This is a genomic window from Bradyrhizobium sp. CCBAU 45384, assembly GCF_028128665.1.
GTDB classification, from domain to species: domain Bacteria; phylum Pseudomonadota; class Alphaproteobacteria; order Rhizobiales; family Xanthobacteraceae; genus Bradyrhizobium; species Bradyrhizobium manausense.
The window spans coordinates 12,245-34,353 of record NZ_LBIZ01000082.1; the positions used below are offsets into that span (position 1 = coordinate 12,245).

A 22,109-nucleotide genomic window follows, 5' to 3' on the forward strand; every position below is an offset into this window, starting at 1 on the left:
GGTGCCTTGAAGCTGCGTTACCAGTCCGCTCGCCAGCAAGCGGATGATGTTGCGCATGGAAGCGTTGTTGGTCTTTTCTGCAAGGGCCCAGCGTAAGGCGAACTAGTTGGTCTTGATCCTGAATACTTCAGCGACCATGCGACTAACGGTCCTTGTAAGCGATTTCATTCGCTTCTCCATGACGACGAAGAGAAGCATCAACCAAGTCGCGAGAGCTGAGCACCACAGCAGGGCTTCCAATGTTCTGGGCATAGCGCGACTCCCAAGATGCTTCTGAAATCACAAACAGTGCTGGCCGGACCGGTGGTCCTGGCAAATCCTCGTAAAAGCAGCGGCGCCTTGATCCACTCGGCAAACGCCACAACGCGGCAACGGGGGAAACGAGAGCGCTCGAGAGCCGACAGTTGGCAAGACCGGCGCCTGCTGAGCCAACGGTTGCTGCGACAAAGCCATCCCAGATCCGCCGATGCCCTCGAACTCCAGATGTTCGAAGCAGTCCTTCGCAAGCTCTGTCCTGATCGACTGTGTCGGCGCAAAGGACCTCGAGATCGCCCTTCTCGCCAGAAATAATCCTCACCGAACCGATTGTGCTCAGCCGCGCTCAATCGCGCCGTTAGCCGCTCCCGCATCGAAGCACCGGGCGGCAAGGAAACGGCCCGGCACCCTTGGGGGCGTAAGCAGGGGGGCAGGAGGATGCCGGGGCCGTTTCTCGCAGGTCCTTGGCGCGTCCATCCGGCGCCAGCGACCACCAATCCTACCTCAAATTAAAATCATGTCCACAATTAATGCCGGTTTAAACTTGATTATAAAACGACCGCATGAGTAAATAGCGCAACAGTCGAAATGATGCAGTTATCGAAGTCCTTTAGAGGTTCTGGCATGACCCGCTCCCCATCCATAGTGCCTCTCGTGGCGGCAGATCAGGACGTCTATCTTGTGCTTGAGGATTTCGGGAGCCGACTTGGGAGAGCTTGGTGCGAGACGGCCGAAGAGGACACCTCCCGCGCGACACTGGTGCGGCGTTTGATCGATGGTCAGTACGAGCATCCCAGCCGCATCGTGGCGTTCAACACGGCGGAAGGATGGTCCCGTGATGTCACCACGGACATCGCAGATGAGCTGCGTCGCCGCTTTGTCGAGATCGACGAAGTGACTCCGGCGCTGCTGGAATTCTTGGAGAGAGCGGCGAGACATTGAGGCGGAATCGCTTTCGTAAACACTCTCTGTGTGGGGTGATGCGCCATCATATGCGAGTCGAACTCGCCTCCTTGCGCCGAAGGTCGCCCGCCGCCAACAGCGGCCCGGGACCGACTGATCGCAGGCCTCGGCCTCGCCGCATCGATGATCCGCAAGGCCGACTGTCGCGTCAATGCAGAGTTTCTTCTACGCCCCGAGCCGAACCACCCCGCAATCTCTGCTCAGGAAAGCTAGCGAGGGTGTTGGCCCGCTGCCCCGATCAGACCCAACCAGCGAGACGCCAAAATATGCCAGGTCCTGAATGCCCGCCGGGTCACTCTCTCCGGTGGGCGGACCATCCCGAGGGAAGATTTGCTTCGAGCGGTCGCGTTGGCGACCCTTAAAGCGCCGTTCTCCAGCCGACTGCTATGCTCGCTGAAAATCAGAATAAAGTACCCTTTGCCTATATAAAATAGTTATTAAATGTAATCATAATGGCTTGGACGTAAAAATGGAATTAGACTTCGAGAAAATAATACCAAGGGAGGAGTGGATCGACACCGTACGCCGCTTGCGCGCGATGGCACAGTTGTGCCGACAAACTGCGGCTCATCATCCCGATCGAAGTTGGAAGCTGCTCGCTGAGGCCGAGTATTGGGAGCATTTGGCCGATGGTGTACTTCTTGCGCGATCAGGGCAATGCGAAACGGCGTGCGCCACCATCGGTTGAGTATTCGGAACGCAGCGCCGCGGCAGCTTCATGCTTCGGCGCTCGTCTGATCTGCTGATTTTGACGAAATGATTCGTTAGCTCCCTCTATTCGATATTCAAACCGAGTGGATTGTCGAATTTTAGGCTGGATGCATGACTTGTTCGACCCGCCTAACGAACAGCGCTCGGCAGTGCTCCTTGTCTCGCGCGCCTACACCTGGTCGCGGACAGTAGTCACGCGATCCCCCCTTGGATCCCGATCGCGATGGCTGTCAGCCGCTCCGATTTAGTCGCGCGCGCATCTTCAAGCTCTGCGGGCGGTTAATGCCATGCAGGCTCGTCGCGCGTGAGGGCGGGCGAAATCCGGGAGCGGCGTACGTCATGCTGCGTGCGGATTGACCACTGTGTAGCCTCGCAGCGAACGCGCGTGAATCCTCGTCGCGTGGCCTCCCGAGTTTGCATCATACGCCAGCCAAATATCGCCACCGATGTGCTGTTCCAAGACGAAAACGTGTCCGTGTCGCGCTGCCACCATACCGGGCGCTGGCGACGTCCGTGGGAAGCGCAGCCAATTGGCTGCGAGATTCAGTTCTGGCACGATGCGGCCAAAGACACGCATAGCCGCACCGCAGCCGCAGAAGGATTGAGGACAGCCCGCAGGGCGACCTCCAACGATTCGAGCGACTGGGACGTCTACTCTGCCCGCAGACATAGCCAATCTTGCAAACGGCCTTCGCTCAAGAACATGCAGTCCATAGGAAGATCGAGACAATCGCGCCGCACCTGGCAGTGAATAGGAGAAATCGCACGGCATTGTCACATTACATTCTGGCGGCCGGCTCGTGCGGAACGGGCGAGCTTGCGAGGAGATGGACTCAATTGAAACAAGCAGGGACGCAACAACTATTTGCTTAAACATGCAAGACTCCGGGGTTAATGGGTCCTGCCCCGGAGATAAAGACCAGTGCCAATTTGACCAAATTTAGTCACGCAGTGCGAACCGGAAGGTGGAATTCGTCAGGATTGGACTGCGAATTGGCCGAAAAAAATGCGGATCTTGTTGTCGGCGACGTATGCTGCGGCAACAGGGGTGCGCCGCGGTCGGCCGCCTCAATCGGCGGCGTGCCAGCCGCGTTGTTGCAGGGAGTCTTTCTCGTCGTGACTCTGATCAGCCGCGCCATGACCTTCTTTTGAAGGCTTGGCGCTTTCGCCGGCCAACAAAAGCAGTTTTTGCATTTCAGCAAGGCGCGCGCGCCAATATTCGCGATAGAGCAGGTCGAATACGACGAGCATGATCGCCTCCATCGTTGGAGCGCGCACCTACAGGATATTCGCGCAAGTGCGACGACGCACCTTAGCGCTCTCGTTTCAATTCCGTTGTGACGCCGTTCACAGCGGCGGCTGCTTTCCCGCAGGCCAACCGATCGTCCTTACTGTTCGTGAAAAAGAGCAGGGCCGGTGACCAAAGTTCGTTGCACGAGGCAATCGGCGAGAGGCCCGCTCGACCCCGCGGAACCATCTAAGCAATTGATCGCTTTTCGCAGCACGAGAGCCTGCAACGGTCAGAGGATACACCAGGAGATCACTACATTGAATTCAGGTAATGGGTCCGATGATAGACATTGACCTCCCATTTAAATGCAGTCTATTTAATATTATTTTGATCACGCCAATCGAAAGCTGCATGGCCACCCAAGAATTGTCCGCAGCCCTGGAGCTTAATGATGGCCGAGATACGCAATTTCAGGTCGGGAGAGCGGGAGGGAGGTGGGACAGTAGCGCGCCGCGCCGCCTCGCAGCGATCATCGTCGGTGATATCGCCTCCTATAGCCATCTCATGCAGTTGGACGAGGAGGGCACCCACAAGCGTGTCAAACGCATTCAGCGCGATTTGGTTGAGCCGAGCATAAGCGAACACGAGGGGAGGCTCGTTAAGACGACCGGAGACGGCTTTATCGCGATTTTTGACAGTCCGGTTGAAGCGGTGCGTTGCGCAATCGTGATTCAGCAGAACCTGCTTGGCCGCAACGTTTTGCCGAAGCATTCAAGAATCGAGTATCGGATTGGCGTCAACCTGGGTGACGTCATCGTCGAGCCGGACGACATTTACGGCGACGGCGTCAACATCGCCACGCGCATCGAAGGTCTTGCTGAACCAGGGCAGGTATTCATCTCCGGCGCAATCTACGAGCAGATCAAACACAAGCTGGTCTGCGGCTATGAAGCGTTGGGAGACCGGCGCGTCAAGAACATCACCGATCCTGTGACGATCTATCGGGTGCTCCCCGCTGCACAGGCGGTTGCAGGTCGGCGGAATCGTCGCGAGACGATCCTGATCTTGCTGCTGGGCGTCACAAGTCTGGTCTTGGCGAGCAGTGTGCTGTGGTACCTGGTCCAGCAGCCGAAGGGTGGAGCGGGGCGGCAAGTTTCGGTGCCGTCTTCGACCCCCGTCGCTCCACTCACGCCGACAACTCCCAGTCTGACTCAGTCTCAGCAGAGCCCTGAGGCGCCGGCATCGTCAGGCGTCAACGCGCCAACCATCGTGGCGAAGTCGAGCACACCCGTTCCGCAGGCGTCTCATGAGCCTACTCCGCGCGAGCCCGAGATGGTCCCGATTCCCGGTGGAGCGTTTGCAATGGGCAGCAATGATGATCCGACGGAACGGCCGATCCATCAGGTGACGGTGCGACCCTTCTCAATTGGCAAATACCCGGTGACCGTTCGAGAATGGAATGAATGCGCCGCCGCCAAGGGGTGCACCGTTACCGCAGCCGGAGACGACGAGGCGCCAGCGGGCGACCTGAGTTGGACGGATGCACGACAATATGTGACGTGGCTGGCTAAGGTGACCGGCAAGCCATATCGGCTGCCGAGTGAAGCGGAGTGGGAATATGCGGCGCGCGCAGGCACTCAGTCCAAGTATTGGTGGGGCGATCGGATGATGCCAGGGATGGCGGGATGCAAGGACTGCGAACCGTCCTCGTCCGCGGCTCCGGTCAAGGTGGGAAACTATCCGCAAAATCGGTTCGGTCTGTACGATACGGGAGGGACGGTCGATCAATGGACCGATGACTGCTGGCATAAAAACCATCAGGGCGCGCCGACAGATGGCTCACCCTGGATTACAGGGGACTGCGCTTCGCGCGTCATTCGGTCCGGCTCTTGGAAAAACGATGCCAGACACGTGCGTCCCTCGAACCGAGACAGCTATGACGCTGGTGTCAGATATCCTACGCACGGCCTGCGCGTGGCCCTAGGTTCCTGAGAACTGGCAAGGAGGTACCGGATGAGGATTGTGGGTATGGTTGTCCTTGTAGCGCCCCTCTTGCTGACAGAAATGGCGCATGGGCAAGGTAAATCGCCTCCGAATGACGCGAAGCTGTACTTTATCTCACCCGTGGATGGCCAGAAAATCAAAAGCGGCTTTTGGGCCCGGTTCGGGCTGCGAAACATGGGCGTGACGCACGCGGGCGACGACTACGCGAACAGCGGTCATCACCATCTCTTGGTGGACGTTGACGAGCCGGTCGATCCCAAGGAGCCAATCCCGCAAGACAAATCTCACTTGCACTTCGGCGCCGGACAGACCGAAACGTATCTCGAACTTCCGCCTGGAAGGCACACTCTCCAGCTCGTTCTGGGCGACGCCAAGCACTACCCATTCGATCCTCCGGTCGTATCGGACAAAATCACCGTCCGGGTCGGAGAGGAGGCTATCAAGCGGCGTCGCTGGCGTCGTCTGCACTAGGCGGCTCCTGGCTCGTGGCCCAAAATCTCGCGATACAGGCTCGCAAATTGTCCACGAACGACCAAAGAAAGCGTGCAGCCCCGCGAGCCAAACTCCGATCGTGAGCCTTGCCGTTGGCATGCGGCCAGGTTTATTAATTAAAACCGAACGCGCTCAGTTCGTAATAATTCCAGAAGCCTGTCAGCTCCGGGCGGTTCGCCTGTTTCGACATCGCCTAAACCGCGCTATTTTCATTGTATCCGGTACTCGAACGAATTTTTGCCAGTAGATTTTTTTATTAACCGAGTTGGAGACAGCGATGCGACGACACGTCGTGAGACCGTGGAGCTATCAAGATCTGGCCTTATTGAGGACGCTAGCGCGAGAATTGCCCACCCGAGAACTTGCGTTGAGGCTTGAACGCAGTCCAGCTGCCGTCATCTCGAAGGCGCGAGAACTTAAGCTTTCCCTAAAAATCCCGAGGATGAAAAAGGGCAGTCTAGTCTAGCTACTTTAAAAAAATACACAAAATTCCCTGGCTTGAAATATATCCGATTGAACCCTTGGATTGTTTTGCTAAACTGACGAATAATTTCTTTGAATACGTCTCTCGATCCGATCCTTGTATCTTTCATTCTCCGGGGGGCACAATGTTTGATGCCGCTACCACGGCCCTGCTACGTGCAGTTCTGAACGAAATCTGTGATGGCGTTTCGCCTCACGAAACCGGTGCCCGTGCGCATGTGGCATCCAAAATTCTTGAGGCCGCGACGAAAGGCGAAACGTCGGCCGATGGCCTGATGCAGGTCGGCCGGAAAGCGCTGAGTGACGCTCCCACTATGTGGCGGTAGCCCCGCCCGCGGTGCAACGTTGGCGCAGCCCGGAGAATGATGCGAAGGGCTTTGGGCCAATCATCAGTTGGTGTGGTCTCCCCGGCTCGAGAATCCTTCGGTGCGAACTTGCCGGAGTTCGCCCGCATCTGTCACCGCTTCGTAGAAGCGGAGTAGCAGCATCAACCGCGCAGGCCCGGGAATTTCCGCTGGAGATGCTCCGGCGGGGGGAGGGGGACCCTAAACTGGCCGGGTGCCCGTGCCAGGTCCCGCTCAAGTCCGGTTGTGAGCGCCGCCAAAGCAGTCCGGCCAGTCGAGGCTTGACGGCTATCGCGAACCTGAGAGGTTGGAGATCATAGGTGCTGCCATCGAGTTCTGCTCATCTCGTTCTATACTTCTGAGCAGACCAAGGCCTTCTCGGCCTCCGCAAACGCCGTGAATGGCGATGCATCGAGCTCGATGGCGCCGGTGCTTTCGTAAAGCGGCCTCCAACGCGCCATATAGCCAGGGCGATCATAAAAACTGGGACCATCGATGCTCTCGACGCTGACTACAAAAGAAAGGCCGTGAGTGGTTGCACTCCATATGTCCATGTGCGTGACAGAGCCACGGAAATGCAGTGGCATCGCAGAAGCTCCGCAGCAATATGGTGGTTGTATTCAAAACGAGAGTGCTGGCAAGATCATATTTAAAACGAAGACCTGCATCCATTTGAATTGCGCTGCTCGATGATCTGTTCAAGGACGGTCGGGCTGACCATTGCTGACGATTGAACCACGCGGCAGATGGACCAGCCTGCATTCGGCGGCAAAAAAAACCAGGTCCGATAATGATAATAATGTGGATTATATCGCCCAACTCTTGCCGGTCACCCGCGGTAGATTAGATTGCCGCTTGCGGCGCAAACACGGTGACTTGCTTTGGGGGTGTCATGACAAGTGACGACTTTAGATCCATGTGCACAGATGATCTGTGGATTTTGTATCAAGAAATCACGGATGTGCTGGCTGAAAAGATAGTCACCAAGAAAGCCGCATTAGAATTGCGCCTTTGTGAACTCGACACTGCCGAGAGGATGAGGGGTGTGCGAAAACGCCGCTCATATCCGCCAGTTTTCGCCAAGTATCACAATCCAGATAATCTGGTGCAAAGTTGGTCAGGCCGTGGCAAGACACCTCTGTGGCTCAAAGCACAGCTTACGGCTGGAAATAGGCTGGAGGACTTCCTGATCGACCGTCCAGGCGAAGGCCGACGCAGGAGCGGATAAGGCCTCGTGCCTTCGCTCGTCATCCTCGCGCTTCGCGTCAAGCGAGGCCACGAGGGGCTGCTTGCTCGCGTATCAGCACTATCAACGGAGTCCCTCATTACTGCCGATGGTGCGCCCATCACTGTCCATTAGGACAGTAACGCCGGCATCAACATTCTCCGCTCAAGCAGCATGACCACGCACATCAACAAGGTCCATCACGTCACCACCCTCGCCAAGGTCGCCAAAGACCTCGGCGAAGATGAAGATTGGCTGTGGGACATCGCCAACGAGGTGGAGATCGAGGATGGCGTCATCTGGGTCTATGGCGTCGGAGAAGACGGTGCGGCCTACGCCAAACGGATACTCGAAGCGCGGCGCCGGCGAGAGTCAAATTGTCGATTAGTGGTGGCTTGGATCTCGCTCGAGTTACTGCGCGCCGTGGGTTCGATTGCAGAGGCATTTCAGATTAGTAGACAGCGGCCCGACTGCACGCTCACGTCCGGCATGCCAGCAGCGGACGAGAAGATGGAAGGCGCGAGCGGGCTCAGACCATCTCGAGCGAGTGCTTGAAATAGGCGATGGTCTCCTTCAGGCCGTCCTCGAGCGCCACCTTCGGCTCCCAGTTCAGGGCGACCTTGGCCTTGGTGAGGTCGGGCTGGCGCTGGCGCGGATCGTCCTCAGGCAATGGGTTGAACTCCAGCCTTGAGCGCGATCCCGTGAGCTCGATGACCTTCTCGGCGAGTTCGCGGATGGTGAACTCGGAATTGTTGCCGAGGTTGATCGGGCCGGTGACGTCTTCGCCCGTCACCATTAGCCGCATGATCGCCTCGACGAGATCGTCGACATAGCAGAACGAGCGGGTCTGCCCGCCGTCGCCGAACACGCTGATCGGCTCGCCCTTCAGCGCCTGAACGATGAAGGACGATACCACGCGACCGTCATTGGGCTGCATACGCGGACCATAGGTGTTGAAGATGCGCGCGACCTTGATCTGCAGGCCGTGCTGGCGCCAATAGTCAAAGAACAACGTCTCCGCACAGCGCTTGCCCTCGTCGTAGCAGGAACGGATGCCGATCGGATTGACGTTGCCCCAGTAATCTTCCGCCTGGGGATGGATCAGCGGATCGCCGTAGACCTCGCTGGTCGAGGCTTGGAAGATACGCGCCTTCAGCCGCTTGGCGAGGCCGAGCATGTTGATGGCGCCGTGCACCGAGGTCTTGGTAGTCTGCACGGGGTCGCGCTGGTAGTGGATCGGCGAGGCCGGGCAGGCTAGGTTGAAGATCGCGTCGACCTCGATGTAGAGCGGGAAGGTGACGTCGTGCCTGACCGCCTCGAATAGCGGATTTGCGATCAAATGAGCAATGTTGCGCCGGCTGCCGGTGAAATAATTGTCCGCAGACACTACCTCGGCGCCGGCATCGAGCAGTCGCTCGCAGATGTGCGATCCGATGAAGCCGGCGCCTCCGGTTACGAGGATGCGGCTGTTCTTGTAGCTTTCAAACGGCATGATCGGTTCCAGATTGTCCGCGCGGCGGGGCGGGCTGAGTGGTATCGGCAACAGCCGGGCTCGCCAACAGCCAAGTGGCTTGGGTCGAGCTAATTAATTACTCTACTATGCATGCGGTTGTTTTCGTATTTTTACCAGCCGAGGCGCGCGGCGATGCGCGTCTAGTCTAGCCGGGGCCTTCCCCGGATGCGTACGTATCGCCCAACTTACGCAGTTGAAAAGCGCTCCGCGGCAGTCCCATCAGCGAAAAAGCTCGAGCTTGCAACGCAAACCGCCGCTGCTCGGTTGCCCCGATGTAGCGGCGGTCGTTGTTCGAGCGTGACTTGGCTTAGCTAATCACTCCGGTGCTTACCGAAACCAAAATGGCCACCAACCACGCCGAGGAATCGGCTGGGCCTGTGCCTTCATGGCCTGGACCTCTTCGACGGGACGAAGCTGCGGGCCATAGACCGCGGGGGGATAGACGTCGTCCCAAAACACATAGCCGGTCTGGACGTAGGCCGCGCGATGGTGCGATGGGGCAAGCGCCAGTTCGGCGGCCGGAGCCATGGTTGTTGTCATGGCGATGCCGAGTACGGAAAGGGCAACAGATGGACCAAGGGCACGGAGGCTCATTGCATGGAATCCCTATTAAAATGAGACGGGCAATAATGCTACGGGTTCCGAAAGGTTGCAAGGGCGTCCGGTCGCACCAAATGCCGCGGACAATCGTCTTCGGAGCATGGAGTCCGTGCGCAGTCGTGATCGGCCGGACAGGTGTGCGGTGAAGATCGAGTCCGACGCTGCACACCAAAGATCTCACGTGATCAATCTTTCGGCGCCAGGAATCATGATGTCGACACACTACTCACTCTTGATGAGTGTCAGATTCCTCAGGACGCGTTCAATGGTTTCTGCCTCTGTCTCCGCATCGTTCTTCTGCTCCGGGCTCGCCTTGGGATACGCATTGCGCGCCTGGCGTGTCCGACGGAAGGTGGCAAACTTGTTCCTCTCCGCCTCGCGTCCTTCAGCAAGACCTGCCCGGACATCGACTTTCGGACATACGCGACGGGCTTTCTAGCCTTCGTCCGGTCATGCTGTAGATGGGCATCGTATCACTTTAGAGGGGACGACGACATGAGCGAGCCAAAGAAGGATGCTCCGCGGCGCTACATCAAGGACGGTGCCGGCCAACGTGTTCTGGTCGGCCTGACGATTTCCGAGACAATCGAATTCGAGACTCTCGAGAGTGGGCAAGCCCGCCCGGGCGCTGACTTGCTCGCCGGTGAGCCTGGGATCCGTCAGCACAAGCATAACGAGCGTTGGCTCGAACTCTACGTCAAACACGAGCAGGCCTGGAGCAATTGGATGGCCGAGACCCGCACTCGGCTGACGCCTCACTTGCTCAACTAGTCCATCGACTCGTTCGCATTCGATCTCACACCGCGAGCATCCTGCTTCCCTGGATACTCATCAGAGTGAGATTGCCGGTAGCATAGGCGCCGGTGTCGATGTTGGCGCGGTTATATCGTACGTCGGCGCTGCGCACCGGCGTGTGACCGTGCACGACATATTTTCCAAAATGCTTTTTGCTCTCCAAGAACTCCTTACGAATCCACAAAAGATCGTTCTCTTGCTGTTCGGATAGCGCCACGCCGGGTCGAACGCCCGCATGCACAAAGAAGAAATCCCCGCACGTAAAGCTAAGCCGCAGATTGTCGAGGAATTCCAGATGCTCAGTCGGCATTGCGCGAATCAAATCGCGCAGGATCGACGTCGGCTCCTCGCGCTTCAAATCCGGCGGGGCGAGCCCGTAAGACATCAATGTCTGGGCCCCCCCGACCGCAATCCAGTCCGCGAACAGTGAAGGGTCTTCGAACACGCTCACCAGAAATGCCTCGTGATTACCCTTGAGGAAGACCGCATTGCCCCGGCGACTACGCTCGACCAGGATGTCGAGGGTGGCGCGCGTGTCCGGGCCGCGATCGATGTAATCGCCCATGAAAACCTCGATCGCATAGTGCGGGCGGCTGCGAGCCACGTCGGCGTCGATCACCCGCAACATCGGCTGCAGCAGATGCGCACAGCCGTGAATATCCGAGATCGCATAGATGCGAATCCCGTCGGGCAAGTGCGGCTTGTGGATTGGCCGACGTGGTCGGGCGAAAGATATCATGGAGCAAAATCGATCAGGTGGTCGAGAAATTTCCCCAAGTCGCCGGCACCTGAGAACTCCCCATCTGATACGAACAATGTGCGGTGGATGGAGTAGGTCCTCGTTCTCCGGCTTGATCACGCCAAAAGAAGGGCGGAACTTCTTGCTCCTTGCGACGGGTTCCATAGCGCGGCAAAGATGCATGCCTCATTCCAAATTTCGTGATGCATCCGCAGATTGAAATTCATCTGTATTCCCGCAAGTGACTCCTCGCGGTCTCGCGACAGATGAGCGCCTCAAAGATGAGCGAAGACGCGCTCGCGTGACCGTTAAAGCACGCGGAGGATATGGAACTTGATTCAAAATGCGGCAGCGCGTCGCCGATATGTCAGCACCGTGACGAGATCTTCAGTGCGCGTCGAATTGTCGATGCGCATTTCGACGCGACACATCATTCGTGCATCGCAAAAGTTTTGCATGCAGCGCCACAATGTCGCTGCGATCACTTAACACCCTTCGTTTGGAAGCGGTAAATCTTCAGCATCACAATGACCGCCAGGCACTCTCCACACGTAGAGGATCGAATGGTTGTTGCCACTTATGGTTCTGACAGCACCTATGCCACGTCCTCCGCACGGGGCACGGCTCTTCAGAAGCCTTTTCAGCTCCTCGTCATCGCGGCCGACCTTTTGCTGATCTTGCTCTGCTACGCGCTGGCGTCGGAACTTTATAGCGTCGCCACGCCCACATCTGGAGACGGAGCGCCCATCGGCGCCGGACTGATCGTCAGCGCAGTTTTCGTTGCAATCGCCTATTTTCAGGGTGTGTATGCAACGCACCGTTTGCTTAGTCTGGTCTGGCAATTGCGCAAAGCGGTGATCATCTGGCTGGTGTCACTGACGATCCTTGCGGTCGCGGCGTTTCTATTGAAATCGTCGGACAATCTCTCCCGCGGCACGTTCCTCGTCTTCACCGGAATTGGCGGCCTTGGGTTGCTCAGCCTGCGCTTTGCGTGGCAGTGGGTGCTCGGCACGAACTTTGCCAAGGGCCGATTGGTCGATCGCAAGGTCGCCTTGCTCAGCCTGAAGCCGCTTGATTTCACCTCGAGCCGTTTCAAGGACCTGCGCAAGAACGGATTCGACGTGGTTCGCCATTTCGTGCTTCCCGCTAACAACCATGGCGGCAGCTGGGAGAGGCAAATTCGCGATGTCATTCTCCAATCCCGTGCAGCGGATGTCGAGGAGTACCTGTTGGCGGTTGATTGGAATGAGCTGCCGTTGTTGCAGCAACTCGAACTGCACTTGCGCGCTGTACCACAGCCGATCCGTCTCTTGCCGGATAATTCGATCGCTGATCTGGTATCGCGCCCGTTTTTGCCGGTCAGCGGCACGGTGGCAATCGAGATTCAGCGACCACCGCTCAGCGTGTTTGAACGTCTCCAAAAGCGCTGCCTCGACATCGGTCTGGCGTTGTTTTCGCTAGTGGCCCTGGCGCCGGTGCTGATCACCGTCTCCATTCTGATCAAGCTGGATTCGCCTGGGAGCGTGATCTTTCGACAGTCGCGCCGCGGCTTCAACGGCAAGCCGTTTGACATCTGGAAATTTCGCAGCATGTACGTGTGCGAGAATGGTAACTCGATTACTCAGGCAACCAAGAGGGACGCGCGCGTCACGAGGATTGGGCGCTTCCTGCGCATGACCAGCATTGACGAGTTGCCCCAGCTCTGGAACGTGCTGCGCGGCGACATGTCGTTGGTCGGACCACGCCCACATGCGCTTGCCCACGACAATTATTATGACGAGCTCATCAGCAACTACGTATACCGCCACCACATGAAGCCGGGCCTCACGGGCTGGGCTCAGGTTAACGGCTTCCGGGGCGAAACGCCGACCATCGATCTGATGGAAAAGCGGGTAGAATATGACGTTTGGTATGTAAGGAATTGGAGCATTTGGCTCGATCTGAAAATCATGGCGCGCACGGCGGCTACCGTCATTTCCCAGGAGGCGTACTAGGTCAGCGCGGGCGGCCTTGGCGGGGCGCGGCGCGGACTCATTCATATGCGCTGAGCTAGATGCGGATTGAGGCGAGAGCTCCTTTTGGAGTGACGAACGCGACGACCTACTTCAAAGGCTCCAAGTTTTAGGCTTTATACCTACGGGTCCTGTTCCATAGCCGCACGATGACCTCCCGAATTGCGATCAGCCGGGGCATCAGGACGAAAAAGACTCCGGTCGCGAGTGATCCGAGAGCATGGCGAAGGGAGAACGTTTCGTTGCTACCTAGCTGGTCTTGATTCTTTTCGATCGGGACCGGCGCAAGGATTGTTCCCGACCTGTTGAGCCGCGATCGCGACCCGCGGGGAGGAACCACGATGAGCACGAATAAAACGTTGAGCAGCAGCCAGATGCTTAATATGGCAAGTATCGTCATCCAGTCCACCGAAATGCAGCAGTATGGGATCAAGTTAACCGTCGGAACCGCGGAAGGAAAGGGTGCGCAGCGCTGTTGCAGCGTCAGCTGGCTCCTTCCAGCCGACGAGTTCCCGAGATTGTCTCGATCACCCCACGACCGCCTCGTCAATCCCCGCAAACATCGGCTACGACAATGACCGTCGTTTGTGGACTCCGCACCACTACGGTTGGCGCTGGACTTATGGATCGCGCGAGCGCTAGGTGAGTTCGCCGGCGGTGGGAACCGGCCCGTATAGCGCAAGAGAATTGATCGTGAAAAGAAAAACGCGCGGCAGCGCGCGCTTTTCCTGAACGATCGAAGATCTGTAACCTATGAACGAAGCGGTCAACTCCGGCATCACCCGGTGCCGCTCCCCGCACTTCATCAGGAGTGTCCTGTCCGAATTCAACCGCGCAGTGTCGCCAGGAAGGACGGGTCGATCGATTCAACGGCATCCTCCAGGAAAGCTTTGCCCAGTTTTGATGCCCTCCGATAAGCGGACACGAGTGCCGATCTCGACCCAGATCGGCGTATCAGGATGAGCCGAATGTCATTGCGTACGAGGTCCTTGACATCGGGAAGGGCGAGTGGGTCGAAGTGGGCCACCATGTCGATCCGCACCGGCATCAATCGCGCGTCGTTTGGTGCGACGAAATATGCCATCTTCAGGGCCTCGACCACGACCGGATCGTGCGGGTCGCGCTGGACCTGAAGCAGCGCCAGCGCCATCCATAGTTCGGGATTGTAAGGAGAAGTCGACAGCGTCCGCCGGACCCGGCTGAGAGCGTCGGTATGCGCTATTGATCGTAGGATCGTGGGCCCTAGCTGACCGGACTCAATTTTCTGCAGCGCGCCGATCAAGGAATGATTGCTCTCCAGCTCCGATACAAACGGCGAGCGCGTTCCCAACACTGAGGTCGCATCTCCAGTCCACCGCGCCCCAATCTCGGCCGCATCTGCGGGAAATGTTGTCCGCCCTAGCGCTGTCACGGCCGACGCAATGGTATAGCATCCGACCGTCACGGCCAAGGCCATCAAAAGAATGCGAAAGGAGCCCGATGAACTCATTGTCGATGCATTAGTTCAATATAAAGCTAGTATTACGGTGCGCGGATGCCGCCGAGTGGTTGGCGCCACTGGTCCGTCCCACTGATTGTGCAAGTCCAACTCCAACCATTATCGCCACAATCGCTTGAATCGTGGGGTTTGAGAGGCTTGAGTCAAGAAAGCTCTCGCAGAGTACAACGACGACGCCGGCGGCCGCGGTGGCCGCGAAAAAGGAATCACGTCCTCGCCGGACGGCGCCGCGAAAGCTAACGAGGAAGAACTGGGCGGCGAACGCTGCCAGGAGGGCGCTCGGCAATCTTCCCGCCTCGACAGCCATCAAGACTGCGGTAGAGGGAGGGTCTGCCAGCGCAGCTCCGAACTCCTGATAGGCTCTCGAAGTCAACCTAAAGGTTCCGAGACCATTCCCCCACGTCGGTGCATCAGAGAGCAGGTGCCTTGCCGGCGCAACTGCTTCCGGGGGGAGGCTGACGAATCCAACGAGACCCAAGCCTCCGGATAGTGAGTGCGGCACAACCATCGCACTGGCGATCGCTGCAAGGACCAAGAACAACAGAGCCGAGGGCCAAAAGCGAAATCCCAAGCGCCGGACAGCGGCTATGAACACGAGGACCATCAATCCGCAGCCAGTAACCGCCACCAATGTGTGTCGTTCGAGGGCCGCAAGTGCGGCGGAGGCTACGGTAATTCCTAACAGGCCGCAGAAAACGCCGACCCACAGTTGGGGCGAGGCCAGATTGTGGATGTTCTGCTGGTGCAGGTGGCGTTCGAGTGCCCGAGCGACCAGCGCGCCATTTGTCAATATCGCAAGAGCCGCAGCTGCCGGAAACAGATCCTTGGCTGCGCCGGACTGGGGAATGATTCCGGCGAATAAATCGAGCCGGCCGAGTAGGAACTCGACTGACATGAGGCTCGTCACTGCGCTCAATACGAACAGGATCGTTTCGGCCATACGGCGATCCCGTGTGATGATGACGGTCGACACCAGCAGCGACACATTGACCAGATAGAGGAACAGGCTTTGCAGCGTTGCGCCCGTATCAACGCTAATGCTGCCCTGCAGCGATGGCTGATTCAATGCGATCGAAGTCGCCGACCAGATCGGGTTCGCAAGCGAAGACATCGGAAAGATTTGCAACGTCATCCAGACGACCGGAAGCAAGAATATAATGAGAAACTGCTTCAGCAACTGCGCCGCAGACGCGATTTGCGCCTCCGGACCTCTTGTTGCCATTGCCATCATCAAGGCAGTAGCAAGTGAAATCACATGCTGTGCGAAGGAGCCACTTGTGATGGCCAAGATCGGAGTCGCGGCCAGCAATGTGATCAAAAGCCAGGAAGCGATAAGCAATCGGAGAACCGTGAGACGTGGAAGCGGGAATGGAGCGCAGCATTGCGCGAGTGAGACATTGATACGCGTCGCATAGCCGAGCACGCGACGCCACCGTCGTCTCGGTGATGGATGGCCGGATAGTTGCCACTATGACGCATCATCACAACGCGGCCTGTCAACTCGTCACATGCAGTCGATTTACGGGATTCGCCCGGCATGACAGTTTCCGTGACCAGCTAAACTATCGAGCATAGCAGTACTGCGACAAGTAACGGAGAGCCGTCGCCAGTCCAGCCATCGGCACCGCGCCGCGGATCGCGCTCGGTGTAGTCCCGATTTCGACCGCAAGCTCGTTTGCGGTTTGCCAGTCGCTGGCAGCAAGCTTCGAGGCGTCGGCGGGTAGTAGGAGCGCCACGCCGCCCTGGATTACGGATGCCTGGAACTCTGCGCGCTTCTCTCCTGCCATGAGAGCTACGTTCGGTCGCGCCGAGCGGGACAGTGGCTCGAGTACAATGAGTACAATTTCGATGCCGCCCTTCCCGCATTGCAGGCTCAGACCAGCAAGGCGTGTATCCGACTTGGCACTATCGACGACATGCATCACTGAAATGGCATCGTCGCCGCCGTCTGGATTCTTGCTCTTCACTAGGCGCCATCCGCCCTCAAGCTGTGTCGATTGGCTGCCGGACTCGATCTGCTTGAATGCCTCTTCGTCGCAACGTCGACGCTGCTCGGGGCTGATGCCAGAACCGCAGTTCAGAATGCCCGGACGCACCGGCTCGGCTCGACCGGGAGTCGTCGTCATCAACAGGCCGGTACCGAGCAGAACTGTGAGCGCCATGAGAAGCGCCGACCTGACATGCGCTAGCGCCAAATCATTCATGTTGTATCCAAGGGCCCTGTCAAAAATTGGGCAAGCGCTGCCCACTGGTCCGGATCAAGCATCTGACGTCAATCGACGTAACCATACCTCTTGTAGTATCGATTGCGATAGTAGGCTGCGCCGTACGTATCGTAGCGGCTCATCACCGACACGTTCACCTTGTTAAGAACCGCACCGAGCATCCGCTCGCGCACAACCGGCGTTTCGTCTAGCACGCGCTCGACGATGTCGATTTTCGACTTCGCCCATTCGATGACAAGGATATAGGAATCGGCCAACCCCCTGGTCGCCCGAACGTCGACGACCGGCGCCAGCGGGCTAAGATCGAGAACGATGCGATCAAAGTGCTGCCGTAGTTGCTGGAACAGGTCTTCCATCTGTTGCGAGGCCAGAACGTCGCTCGAATTCGAGAAGCGGGATGTGATGGCACAAGGAAGAAAATGTAGATTCGTCTGCGGGTCTATCCAGACCACGTTCCTCCAGTCGGCTTGGCCGATGACGACATGGATCAAGCCATCCTGAGCAGCCGGTGTAAGCCTTGCGGTGAGGCTTGGGTTGCGGATGTCGCCATCGATCAGCAGCGTACGGCACCCGCTTTGCGCCAGGGTCTGCGCCAGCGCTTCGCTGACGGTTGACTTTCCCTCGTTCGGAAGTGCGGAGGTAATCCCCAGGACCTTGTTGGACCCTGCACCGAAATTTGCAAAATCGCTGGCTAGCTTGATTGACCGAAATCCCTCTGCGAAGCGTGAAAATGGGGCATTGATCACGTGCCGCCCGACGCTCTCCTTGGTTGAAAGCAGACGGTCGCGATGCGACTGCTGGTGGCTGAACCCGGGCGCGGACCCATGTAGTGGCAACGTCGTGCCAGATGCTCCGTATCTCGGCGGTGCCTGCTGCGGTTTGGGCTTGTCTCGTTTACCGAATCTCCAGGCGGCCTTGCCGGATTCAGCGGAAATCGCTTTGACGGCACCCTGCTCGATGACCGGAATCGAAGCGAGACAGCGGGTATCCACGAACTGCTCGACCTGCGAAACGGTGCGGAAGACGCGATCCATCAAATCAAGTAGAATTGCGACGAGAGCCGCGAGAATCGACCCACCCACGATCGCCGCAAGCAGAATGAGTGTCGTTCTTGGCGACGTCTTGTTGGGAAGAGTCGACGCGGCCTGACTGATCACCCTCGCTTCAGTAACGGGAAACGATTGCTGCTGAACCGAGACCATGTACAGTTGCAGAAAGTTGTCCGACAATGCGCGAGCGCTCTGAGCGTTGCTTTCCAGATCTCTCAGGACGATCTGGGCCTGGCTGGTATTATTCGAGACCGCGATCGTATCGTTCAAGCTCTTCTGGCTGGACTCCTCGCGCGCCTTAGCAATTTCAAGGTCACTCTTGTAGACCTCGGCCGTGCGTCGCAGTTCGTCAATGATCGAGCGTCGAATTTCTCGCATCTGGTTGCGTAAATTGACAACCGCCAGATGTGTCGATCCATACCGGTTCGACCAATCGGCCTGCTTGGCCGCGTACTCGAGATAGGTCTGGCGCAACTTGGTGATGACCGGGTTGGCCATCGTCTCGCTCACAGTTGCCAGTTCATTCAGAATGACCTTGGAATCTTCGCTGTCCGCATTCAATATCGCGGTGATGCGTTCGAGCTTAGCTTGTGCCTCCGCACGTTGGCTACGCGCAGTCGTCAACGAAGTATTGATTTCAGCGAGTTGCTGCTCGGTGAGCAGTCGCCCGCCGGCGTCGACGATGTTGTTCTTGGCCTTGAAATCCGCAACGGTGCGTTCGGCGGAAGACGCCTGCGACCGCAATTCCTTCAATCGGTCCTGCAGCCAGACCGCCGCCCGTCTCGAGGCCTGATATTTCGATTCCAACGAGTCCACGATATAGCCTTCGGCGACCGCGTTGGCGATCCGCGCTGCCAGGTCCTGCGATAATGCCTGAAAGGAGATCTCGATAACATAGCTCACGCCGACGCGCTTGATGCTGAGGCCGCTCGCAAAGCGAGCGAGTGCTGCGCGCAGTATTTGCTCTTCCGTGGGCGGGGTCGACTCGGCGAATATTCTGGTAATCGCGTTACTGATGCTGCTGAGCAATCCGCCACCGTCGCTCATGAAGTCTGCCGACTCCGCAAGTTTCAGGTCCTTGATGACTTTGGAGGCGATCGCTTCGGACTTGAGAAGTTCGACCTGACTGTCGACCATCGCCGAGTCGATCGGGTTGTCTGCGCCGCTCGCGGGCGCTTGCGTCTGCAGGCCCTGCATCTTGCGGCTGTCGATCATCAGGATGGCCGTTCCGGTATATCGCTTCGGTGCCGTGAACACGTAAAAGCCGGCAAGGCAGATGCACAGGAGCAGCGTGAAAATCATTACTGGATACTGGCGGCTCACCAGCGCAAGCGCAGAGGAGATGGTCTGCTCCAGCGATGGAGCCTCCGGCGCGGTGGTTTCAATCTCGCGAGATGTGATCTTTTGAAGCATCCGGCCCGCCTACCTAAATCTCTGTGAATGCGGCATCAGGCTGGCCTTGCCGCCGCGCTGAATTCGTGAATTGCAAAGTACCACGTAGAAGTTGCACGTTGGTAGAATTCGACACGCCGGGTGATCGAGATCGCGGCGCTCGAGAGTTGAGCAATGGCATCGAGGCCTCGGCGAGAACACCTAGCCGGATAGTTCGGCACGTTGTTGGTCAGAGAAGTGTCGGCAACGCTGCCGGGCCATTGTCGGTGCCGCTCGCCGCAAAATCGTCATAATGCCATCTCCGTCAACTCCGCCAAAAAGCGACTTTCAAGATCGAGGCAATTTACGCCGCCTGAGAAGATCATTGTTCGCCCATGAATTGGGCAGGTTGCCCGAATCCCGCGTGCCGACCCGGTGGAACAGCGCCCGACCGGCCACGAATTCTGCGATGCAATATCGGCCTGAGTGTGACGGACAAGGATGGGGATCCAGCAGCTGCAGCAGGCAAGGCAAATCCGGTCTCAGGGTTACGACCGAATGAGGCGCCGGAATGCGAACCAGTCTGGTTTCGTCCCCTATGGTGGCGAGGGTCGGCTTTGAAGTTCCACCATCAATCCAACGAGACCTCAATCAAAATCTTTGATGGAGGATTCCCGATTCCAATCCACAAGCGAGCTTGCCAGATCGTAGTCGAATTTGAACCCGCTTGCGATCAGGTGCTTCGGCAGAACGTTCGTAGAAAACCACAACTTCTTGATCCGGTCACGATTGATGCCGGTCTTGATGCCGACAGCTTGCAGCATCTCGAATGGAAGCACGGCGAGATTCATGAGCCATACCGGAATCGTTATCGTCGGCTTTGGGTATTCGGCAGCTTCGGAGAAGGCGGAGCAAATCTCGCTGATGGTGTAACGGTGCTCATAGCAGAAATTGTAGATCGACAAACTGTCGTTGCGAGACGCCATGAAGAGCATCGACGAGACCAGGTCCTTCACGTAGCCGCACGACTTGATGGTGTCGGTTCGGCCGGGATAGATGAAGGCCCGCCTTTCGAGAAGCCTCGACAATCGCGTGAAATTGCCTCGCTCGTAGCGCCCATAGATAACTGCGGGGCGCACGATGGTCAGCCGCCTGTCCGGGTCCTCCGACTGCCATAGGCGATGGATTGCTTCGGCCGAGAGTTTGGAACGCCCATAAGCACTGACGGGGACTGGCGTCGCATCTTCGGTAAGTGGGGTTTCCGCCGGACCGTAGACCGATATCGAGCTGGTAAAGATGACATTCCGACTGCCAGTGTCTCTCGCAAATCGGCAGACGTGCACCGCACCCAGCACGTTTGTATAATAATAGTCGCCGTCCGGATGACCCGGGGTGACATGGATCGCGGCGAGGTTGAAGATATCGGCAGGCACCCCGCCACCGAGTTTCGGTTCGATTGGCTCACGGACATCATGATGGACATATTCGACGCCTTCGACGTGCGCCCTGGGCTTCGCGATATCCACTGAGACGATTCGGTCGTAGCGGCCGGAAGCGAGCATTCGCGTCATCAGATGTGTACCGATGAAGCCTGCGCCTCCAAATACAATAGCCTGGGTGGGATGGGACATGTGCGCGAGGTCAACGTGAGTGAATGTGCTGAATCAACTGCGACGAACTTCGGTTCAAGGCTTGCTGAGGATGGAGCGCGCGCATCGGAAAACTGCACGACCGCCGTTGCAAGAGTTGTGCCTGCACAGTCCAGGATCGCTTGACACGCAGCACGCCCGCTCGCGACCGCGAGCGCTTTCGCTGCTGGATATCAATGAAGCGAGCAAATCGGGGCAGCAATTGGTTAGTCGTGCGCTTTTGATGCGGCGATAACAAGATCGTTACAGGCAGCGCGTGTGAACGCGGAAACTTCAGTTCCATTTGGCGATCCCGAATGCGGTGGCGTTGGTTCAAGCGGCGAGGCGCACATTTCTTGGGCGTGCAACCAGGGGTTATGTCTGAATCGACGACTCAATAGAGCTCGCGATACTCAAATTGAAAGTTCGTCGATCCGGCCGCAATCCCCAATAGTCTCTGCAGTTTCTGGTAGCCTTCGAGCGGAACGACAATGCAGTCGGAACTTCCCGCGTAGCAAACCCGAACCCTGATCGACTGACCGCAAATGTTTTGAACCAGCACGATCTGCTCGATGATCTTGGGATTGTTGGCTTGGGGGTGCGTCAACGGATTGACCGATATGCAAAGCTTTCCGTCCGCTGTCGTGTGATTTGGAGCGAAAGTACCTTCCATAGGTCGAATCGAACTCGAAGGCCGAGTGGAAATGCCGGAGCCGCCATACATCGGAGGAGATGTGCGACCGAAGCCGGAAATTTGAGCATTTGCCATCGTTGCGAGAAGCGATGAAGCGATAGCTACACATATCGCCGCATAACCGTCTGAGCGCCTAGATCGGTTATCATGTATCTTCACTGCTCTGCACATCCATGAGTTGGGACCAGCTTCCCGAAAGAAGCCGCGATTGTCGGCGGCAGGATAGATTTGCAGTTGCGGCAACAGAATGACAGGCAAAATGGTTCCCGGATTGCAG

18 protein-coding genes and 1 pseudogene are annotated in these 22,109 nt (G+C 57.6%); 8 read left to right on the forward strand and 11 right to left on the reverse strand.

Translation table 11 applies throughout. From position 1 onward, the window contains the following. Window positions 1-879: 879 nt before the first annotated feature. Complete coding sequence (locus XH80_RS04985) at window positions 880-1,197, forward strand: hypothetical protein (protein WP_057747554.1); 318 nt, start codon at window positions 880-882, stop codon at window positions 1,195-1,197. Between the two features lie 1,800 nt (window positions 1,198-2,997). Here the strand turns inward: XH80_RS04985 and XH80_RS04995 are convergent. Beyond that, window positions 2,998-3,180: a hypothetical protein gene (locus XH80_RS04995; RefSeq protein ID WP_271597593.1), complete on the reverse strand. Its 183-nt coding sequence runs from the start codon at window positions 3,178-3,180 to the stop codon at window positions 2,998-3,000. A gap of 431 nt (window positions 3,181-3,611) precedes the next feature. Between XH80_RS04995 and XH80_RS05000 the strand changes: the two are divergent. From XH80_RS05000 to XH80_RS05010, 3 genes and pseudogenes are all read left to right on the forward strand, one after another. After that, window positions 3,612-5,152 (forward strand): annotated as a pseudogene (locus XH80_RS05000) (SUMF1/EgtB/PvdO family nonheme iron enzyme). Window positions 5,153-5,173: 21 nt separating this feature from the next. Continuing rightward, on the forward strand, window positions 5,174-5,635 hold the full coding sequence (locus XH80_RS05005; protein WP_271597594.1) for a DUF4399 domain-containing protein: 462 nt from the start codon (window positions 5,174-5,176) through the stop codon (window positions 5,633-5,635). Window positions 5,636-6,264: 629 nt separating this feature from the next. After that, on the forward strand, window positions 6,265-6,465 hold the full coding sequence (locus tag XH80_RS05010) for a hypothetical protein (RefSeq protein ID WP_220006295.1): 201 nt from the start codon (window positions 6,265-6,267) through the stop codon (window positions 6,463-6,465). 368 nt (window positions 6,466-6,833) lie between these two features. Here XH80_RS05010 and XH80_RS05015 read toward each other — a convergent pair whose 3' ends face one another. Beyond that, the gene (locus XH80_RS05015; protein ID WP_271597595.1) at window positions 6,834-7,070 is read right to left on the reverse strand and encodes a hypothetical protein; all 237 of its coding nucleotides are present in this window, start codon (window positions 7,068-7,070) and stop codon (window positions 6,834-6,836) included. Window positions 7,071-7,375: 305 nt separating this feature from the next. Between XH80_RS05015 and XH80_RS05020 the strand changes: the two genes are divergently transcribed. Both XH80_RS05020 and XH80_RS05025 read left to right on the forward strand, forming a co-directional pair. Further along, window positions 7,376-7,711, forward strand: a complete 336-nt coding sequence (locus tag XH80_RS05020; RefSeq protein WP_271597596.1) for an H-NS histone family protein — start codon at window positions 7,376-7,378, stop codon at window positions 7,709-7,711. Window positions 7,712-7,882: 171 nt separating this feature from the next. After that, entirely contained in the window at window positions 7,883-8,263 is a 381-nt protein-coding gene (locus tag XH80_RS05025; RefSeq protein ID WP_271597597.1) for a hypothetical protein, read from the forward strand. Here the strand turns inward: XH80_RS05025 and XH80_RS05030 are convergent. Continuing rightward, window positions 8,238-9,200: a UDP-glucuronic acid decarboxylase family protein gene (locus XH80_RS05030; RefSeq protein ID WP_271597598.1), complete on the reverse strand. Its 963-nt coding sequence runs from the start codon at window positions 9,198-9,200 to the stop codon at window positions 8,238-8,240. The genes XH80_RS05025 and XH80_RS05030 overlap by 26 nt on opposite strands. 348 nt (window positions 9,201-9,548) lie before the next feature. After that, window positions 9,549-9,815: a hypothetical protein gene (locus XH80_RS05035; RefSeq protein ID WP_271597599.1), complete on the reverse strand. Its 267-nt coding sequence runs from the start codon at window positions 9,813-9,815 to the stop codon at window positions 9,549-9,551. Window positions 9,816-10,316: 501 nt separating this feature from the next. Here XH80_RS05035 and XH80_RS05040 point away from each other — a divergent pair. After that, a complete protein-coding gene (locus tag XH80_RS05040; protein ID WP_271597600.1) occupies window positions 10,317-10,592 on the forward strand; it encodes a hypothetical protein in 276 nt (91 codons plus the stop codon). A gap of 25 nt (window positions 10,593-10,617) precedes the next feature. Here XH80_RS05040 and XH80_RS05045 read toward each other — a convergent pair whose 3' ends face one another. After that, entirely contained in the window at window positions 10,618-11,355 is a 738-nt protein-coding gene (locus XH80_RS05045; RefSeq protein WP_271597601.1) for a metallophosphoesterase, read from the reverse strand. A 563-nt stretch (window positions 11,356-11,918) separates the two neighbouring features. On the opposite strand from XH80_RS05045, the gene XH80_RS05050 reads away from it, so the two are divergent. Continuing rightward, the gene (locus tag XH80_RS05050) at window positions 11,919-13,349 is read left to right on the forward strand and encodes an undecaprenyl-phosphate glucose phosphotransferase (RefSeq protein WP_271597602.1); all 1,431 of its coding nucleotides are present in this window, start codon (window positions 11,919-11,921) and stop codon (window positions 13,347-13,349) included. A gap of 844 nt (window positions 13,350-14,193) precedes the next feature. On the opposite strand, the gene XH80_RS05055 is transcribed toward XH80_RS05050, so the two are convergent. The 6 genes from XH80_RS05055 to XH80_RS05080 all read right to left on the reverse strand — a co-directional run bounded on the left by XH80_RS05055 (window position 14,194) and on the right by XH80_RS05080 (window position 21,811). Beyond that, the gene (locus XH80_RS05055; RefSeq protein ID WP_271597603.1) at window positions 14,194-14,517 is read right to left on the reverse strand and encodes a hypothetical protein; all 324 of its coding nucleotides are present in this window, start codon (window positions 14,515-14,517) and stop codon (window positions 14,194-14,196) included. Window positions 14,518-14,866: 349 nt separating this feature from the next. Then, entirely contained in the window at window positions 14,867-16,288 is a 1,422-nt protein-coding gene (locus XH80_RS05060; protein ID WP_271597604.1) for a hypothetical protein, read from the reverse strand. Window positions 16,289-16,427: 139 nt separating this feature from the next. Beyond that, entirely contained in the window at window positions 16,428-17,069 is a 642-nt protein-coding gene (locus tag XH80_RS05065; protein WP_271597605.1) for a hypothetical protein, read from the reverse strand. Window positions 17,070-17,137: 68 nt separating this feature from the next. Next, window positions 17,138-19,552: a polysaccharide biosynthesis tyrosine autokinase gene (locus XH80_RS05070; RefSeq protein ID WP_271597606.1), complete on the reverse strand. Its 2,415-nt coding sequence runs from the start codon at window positions 19,550-19,552 to the stop codon at window positions 17,138-17,140. A 605-nt stretch (window positions 19,553-20,157) separates the two neighbouring features. Further along, on the reverse strand, window positions 20,158-21,141 hold the full coding sequence (locus XH80_RS05075; RefSeq protein WP_271597607.1) for an NAD-dependent epimerase/dehydratase family protein: 984 nt from the start codon (window positions 21,139-21,141) through the stop codon (window positions 20,158-20,160). A gap of 391 nt (window positions 21,142-21,532) precedes the next feature. Next, window positions 21,533-21,811 (reverse strand): hypothetical protein, encoded by a 279-nt coding sequence (locus tag XH80_RS05080; RefSeq protein WP_271597608.1) that lies wholly within the window; start codon window positions 21,809-21,811, stop codon window positions 21,533-21,535. Window positions 21,812-22,109 lie beyond the last annotated feature (298 nt).

Coding starts and splice junctions, on each gene's coding strand:
- XH80_RS04985 (WP_057747554.1), top strand. CDS start 880: ATGACCCGCTCCCCATCCATAGTGCCTCTCGTGGCGGCAGATCAGGAC.
- XH80_RS04995 (WP_271597593.1), bottom strand. CDS start 3,180: ATGCTCGTCGTATTCGACCTGCTCTATCGCGAATATTGGCGCGCGCGC.
- XH80_RS05005 (WP_271597594.1), top strand. CDS start 5,174: ATGAGGATTGTGGGTATGGTTGTCCTTGTAGCGCCCCTCTTGCTGACA.
- XH80_RS05010 (WP_220006295.1), top strand. CDS start 6,265: ATGTTTGATGCCGCTACCACGGCCCTGCTACGTGCAGTTCTGAACGAA.
- XH80_RS05015 (WP_271597595.1), bottom strand. CDS start 7,070: ATGCCACTGCATTTCCGTGGCTCTGTCACGCACATGGACATATGGAGT.
- XH80_RS05020 (WP_271597596.1), top strand. CDS start 7,376: ATGACAAGTGACGACTTTAGATCCATGTGCACAGATGATCTGTGGATT.
- XH80_RS05025 (WP_271597597.1), top strand. CDS start 7,883: ATGACCACGCACATCAACAAGGTCCATCACGTCACCACCCTCGCCAAG.
- XH80_RS05030 (WP_271597598.1), bottom strand. CDS start 9,200: ATGCCGTTTGAAAGCTACAAGAACAGCCGCATCCTCGTAACCGGAGGC.
- XH80_RS05035 (WP_271597599.1), bottom strand. CDS start 9,815: ATGAGCCTCCGTGCCCTTGGTCCATCTGTTGCCCTTTCCGTACTCGGC.
- XH80_RS05040 (WP_271597600.1), top strand. CDS start 10,317: ATGAGCGAGCCAAAGAAGGATGCTCCGCGGCGCTACATCAAGGACGGT.
- XH80_RS05045 (WP_271597601.1), bottom strand. CDS start 11,355: ATGATATCTTTCGCCCGACCACGTCGGCCAATCCACAAGCCGCACTTG.
- XH80_RS05050 (WP_271597602.1), top strand. CDS start 11,919: ATGGTTGTTGCCACTTATGGTTCTGACAGCACCTATGCCACGTCCTCC.
- XH80_RS05055 (WP_271597603.1), bottom strand. CDS start 14,517: ATGGCGCTGGCGCTGCTTCAGGTCCAGCGCGACCCGCACGATCCGGTC.
- XH80_RS05065 (WP_271597605.1), bottom strand. CDS start 17,069: ATGAATGATTTGGCGCTAGCGCATGTCAGGTCGGCGCTTCTCATGGCG.
- XH80_RS05070 (WP_271597606.1), bottom strand. CDS start 19,552: ATGCTTCAAAAGATCACATCTCGCGAGATTGAAACCACCGCGCCGGAG.
- XH80_RS05075 (WP_271597607.1), bottom strand. CDS start 21,141: ATGTCCCATCCCACCCAGGCTATTGTATTTGGAGGCGCAGGCTTCATC.
- XH80_RS05080 (WP_271597608.1), bottom strand. CDS start 21,811: ATGGAAGGTACTTTCGCTCCAAATCACACGACAGCGGACGGAAAGCTT.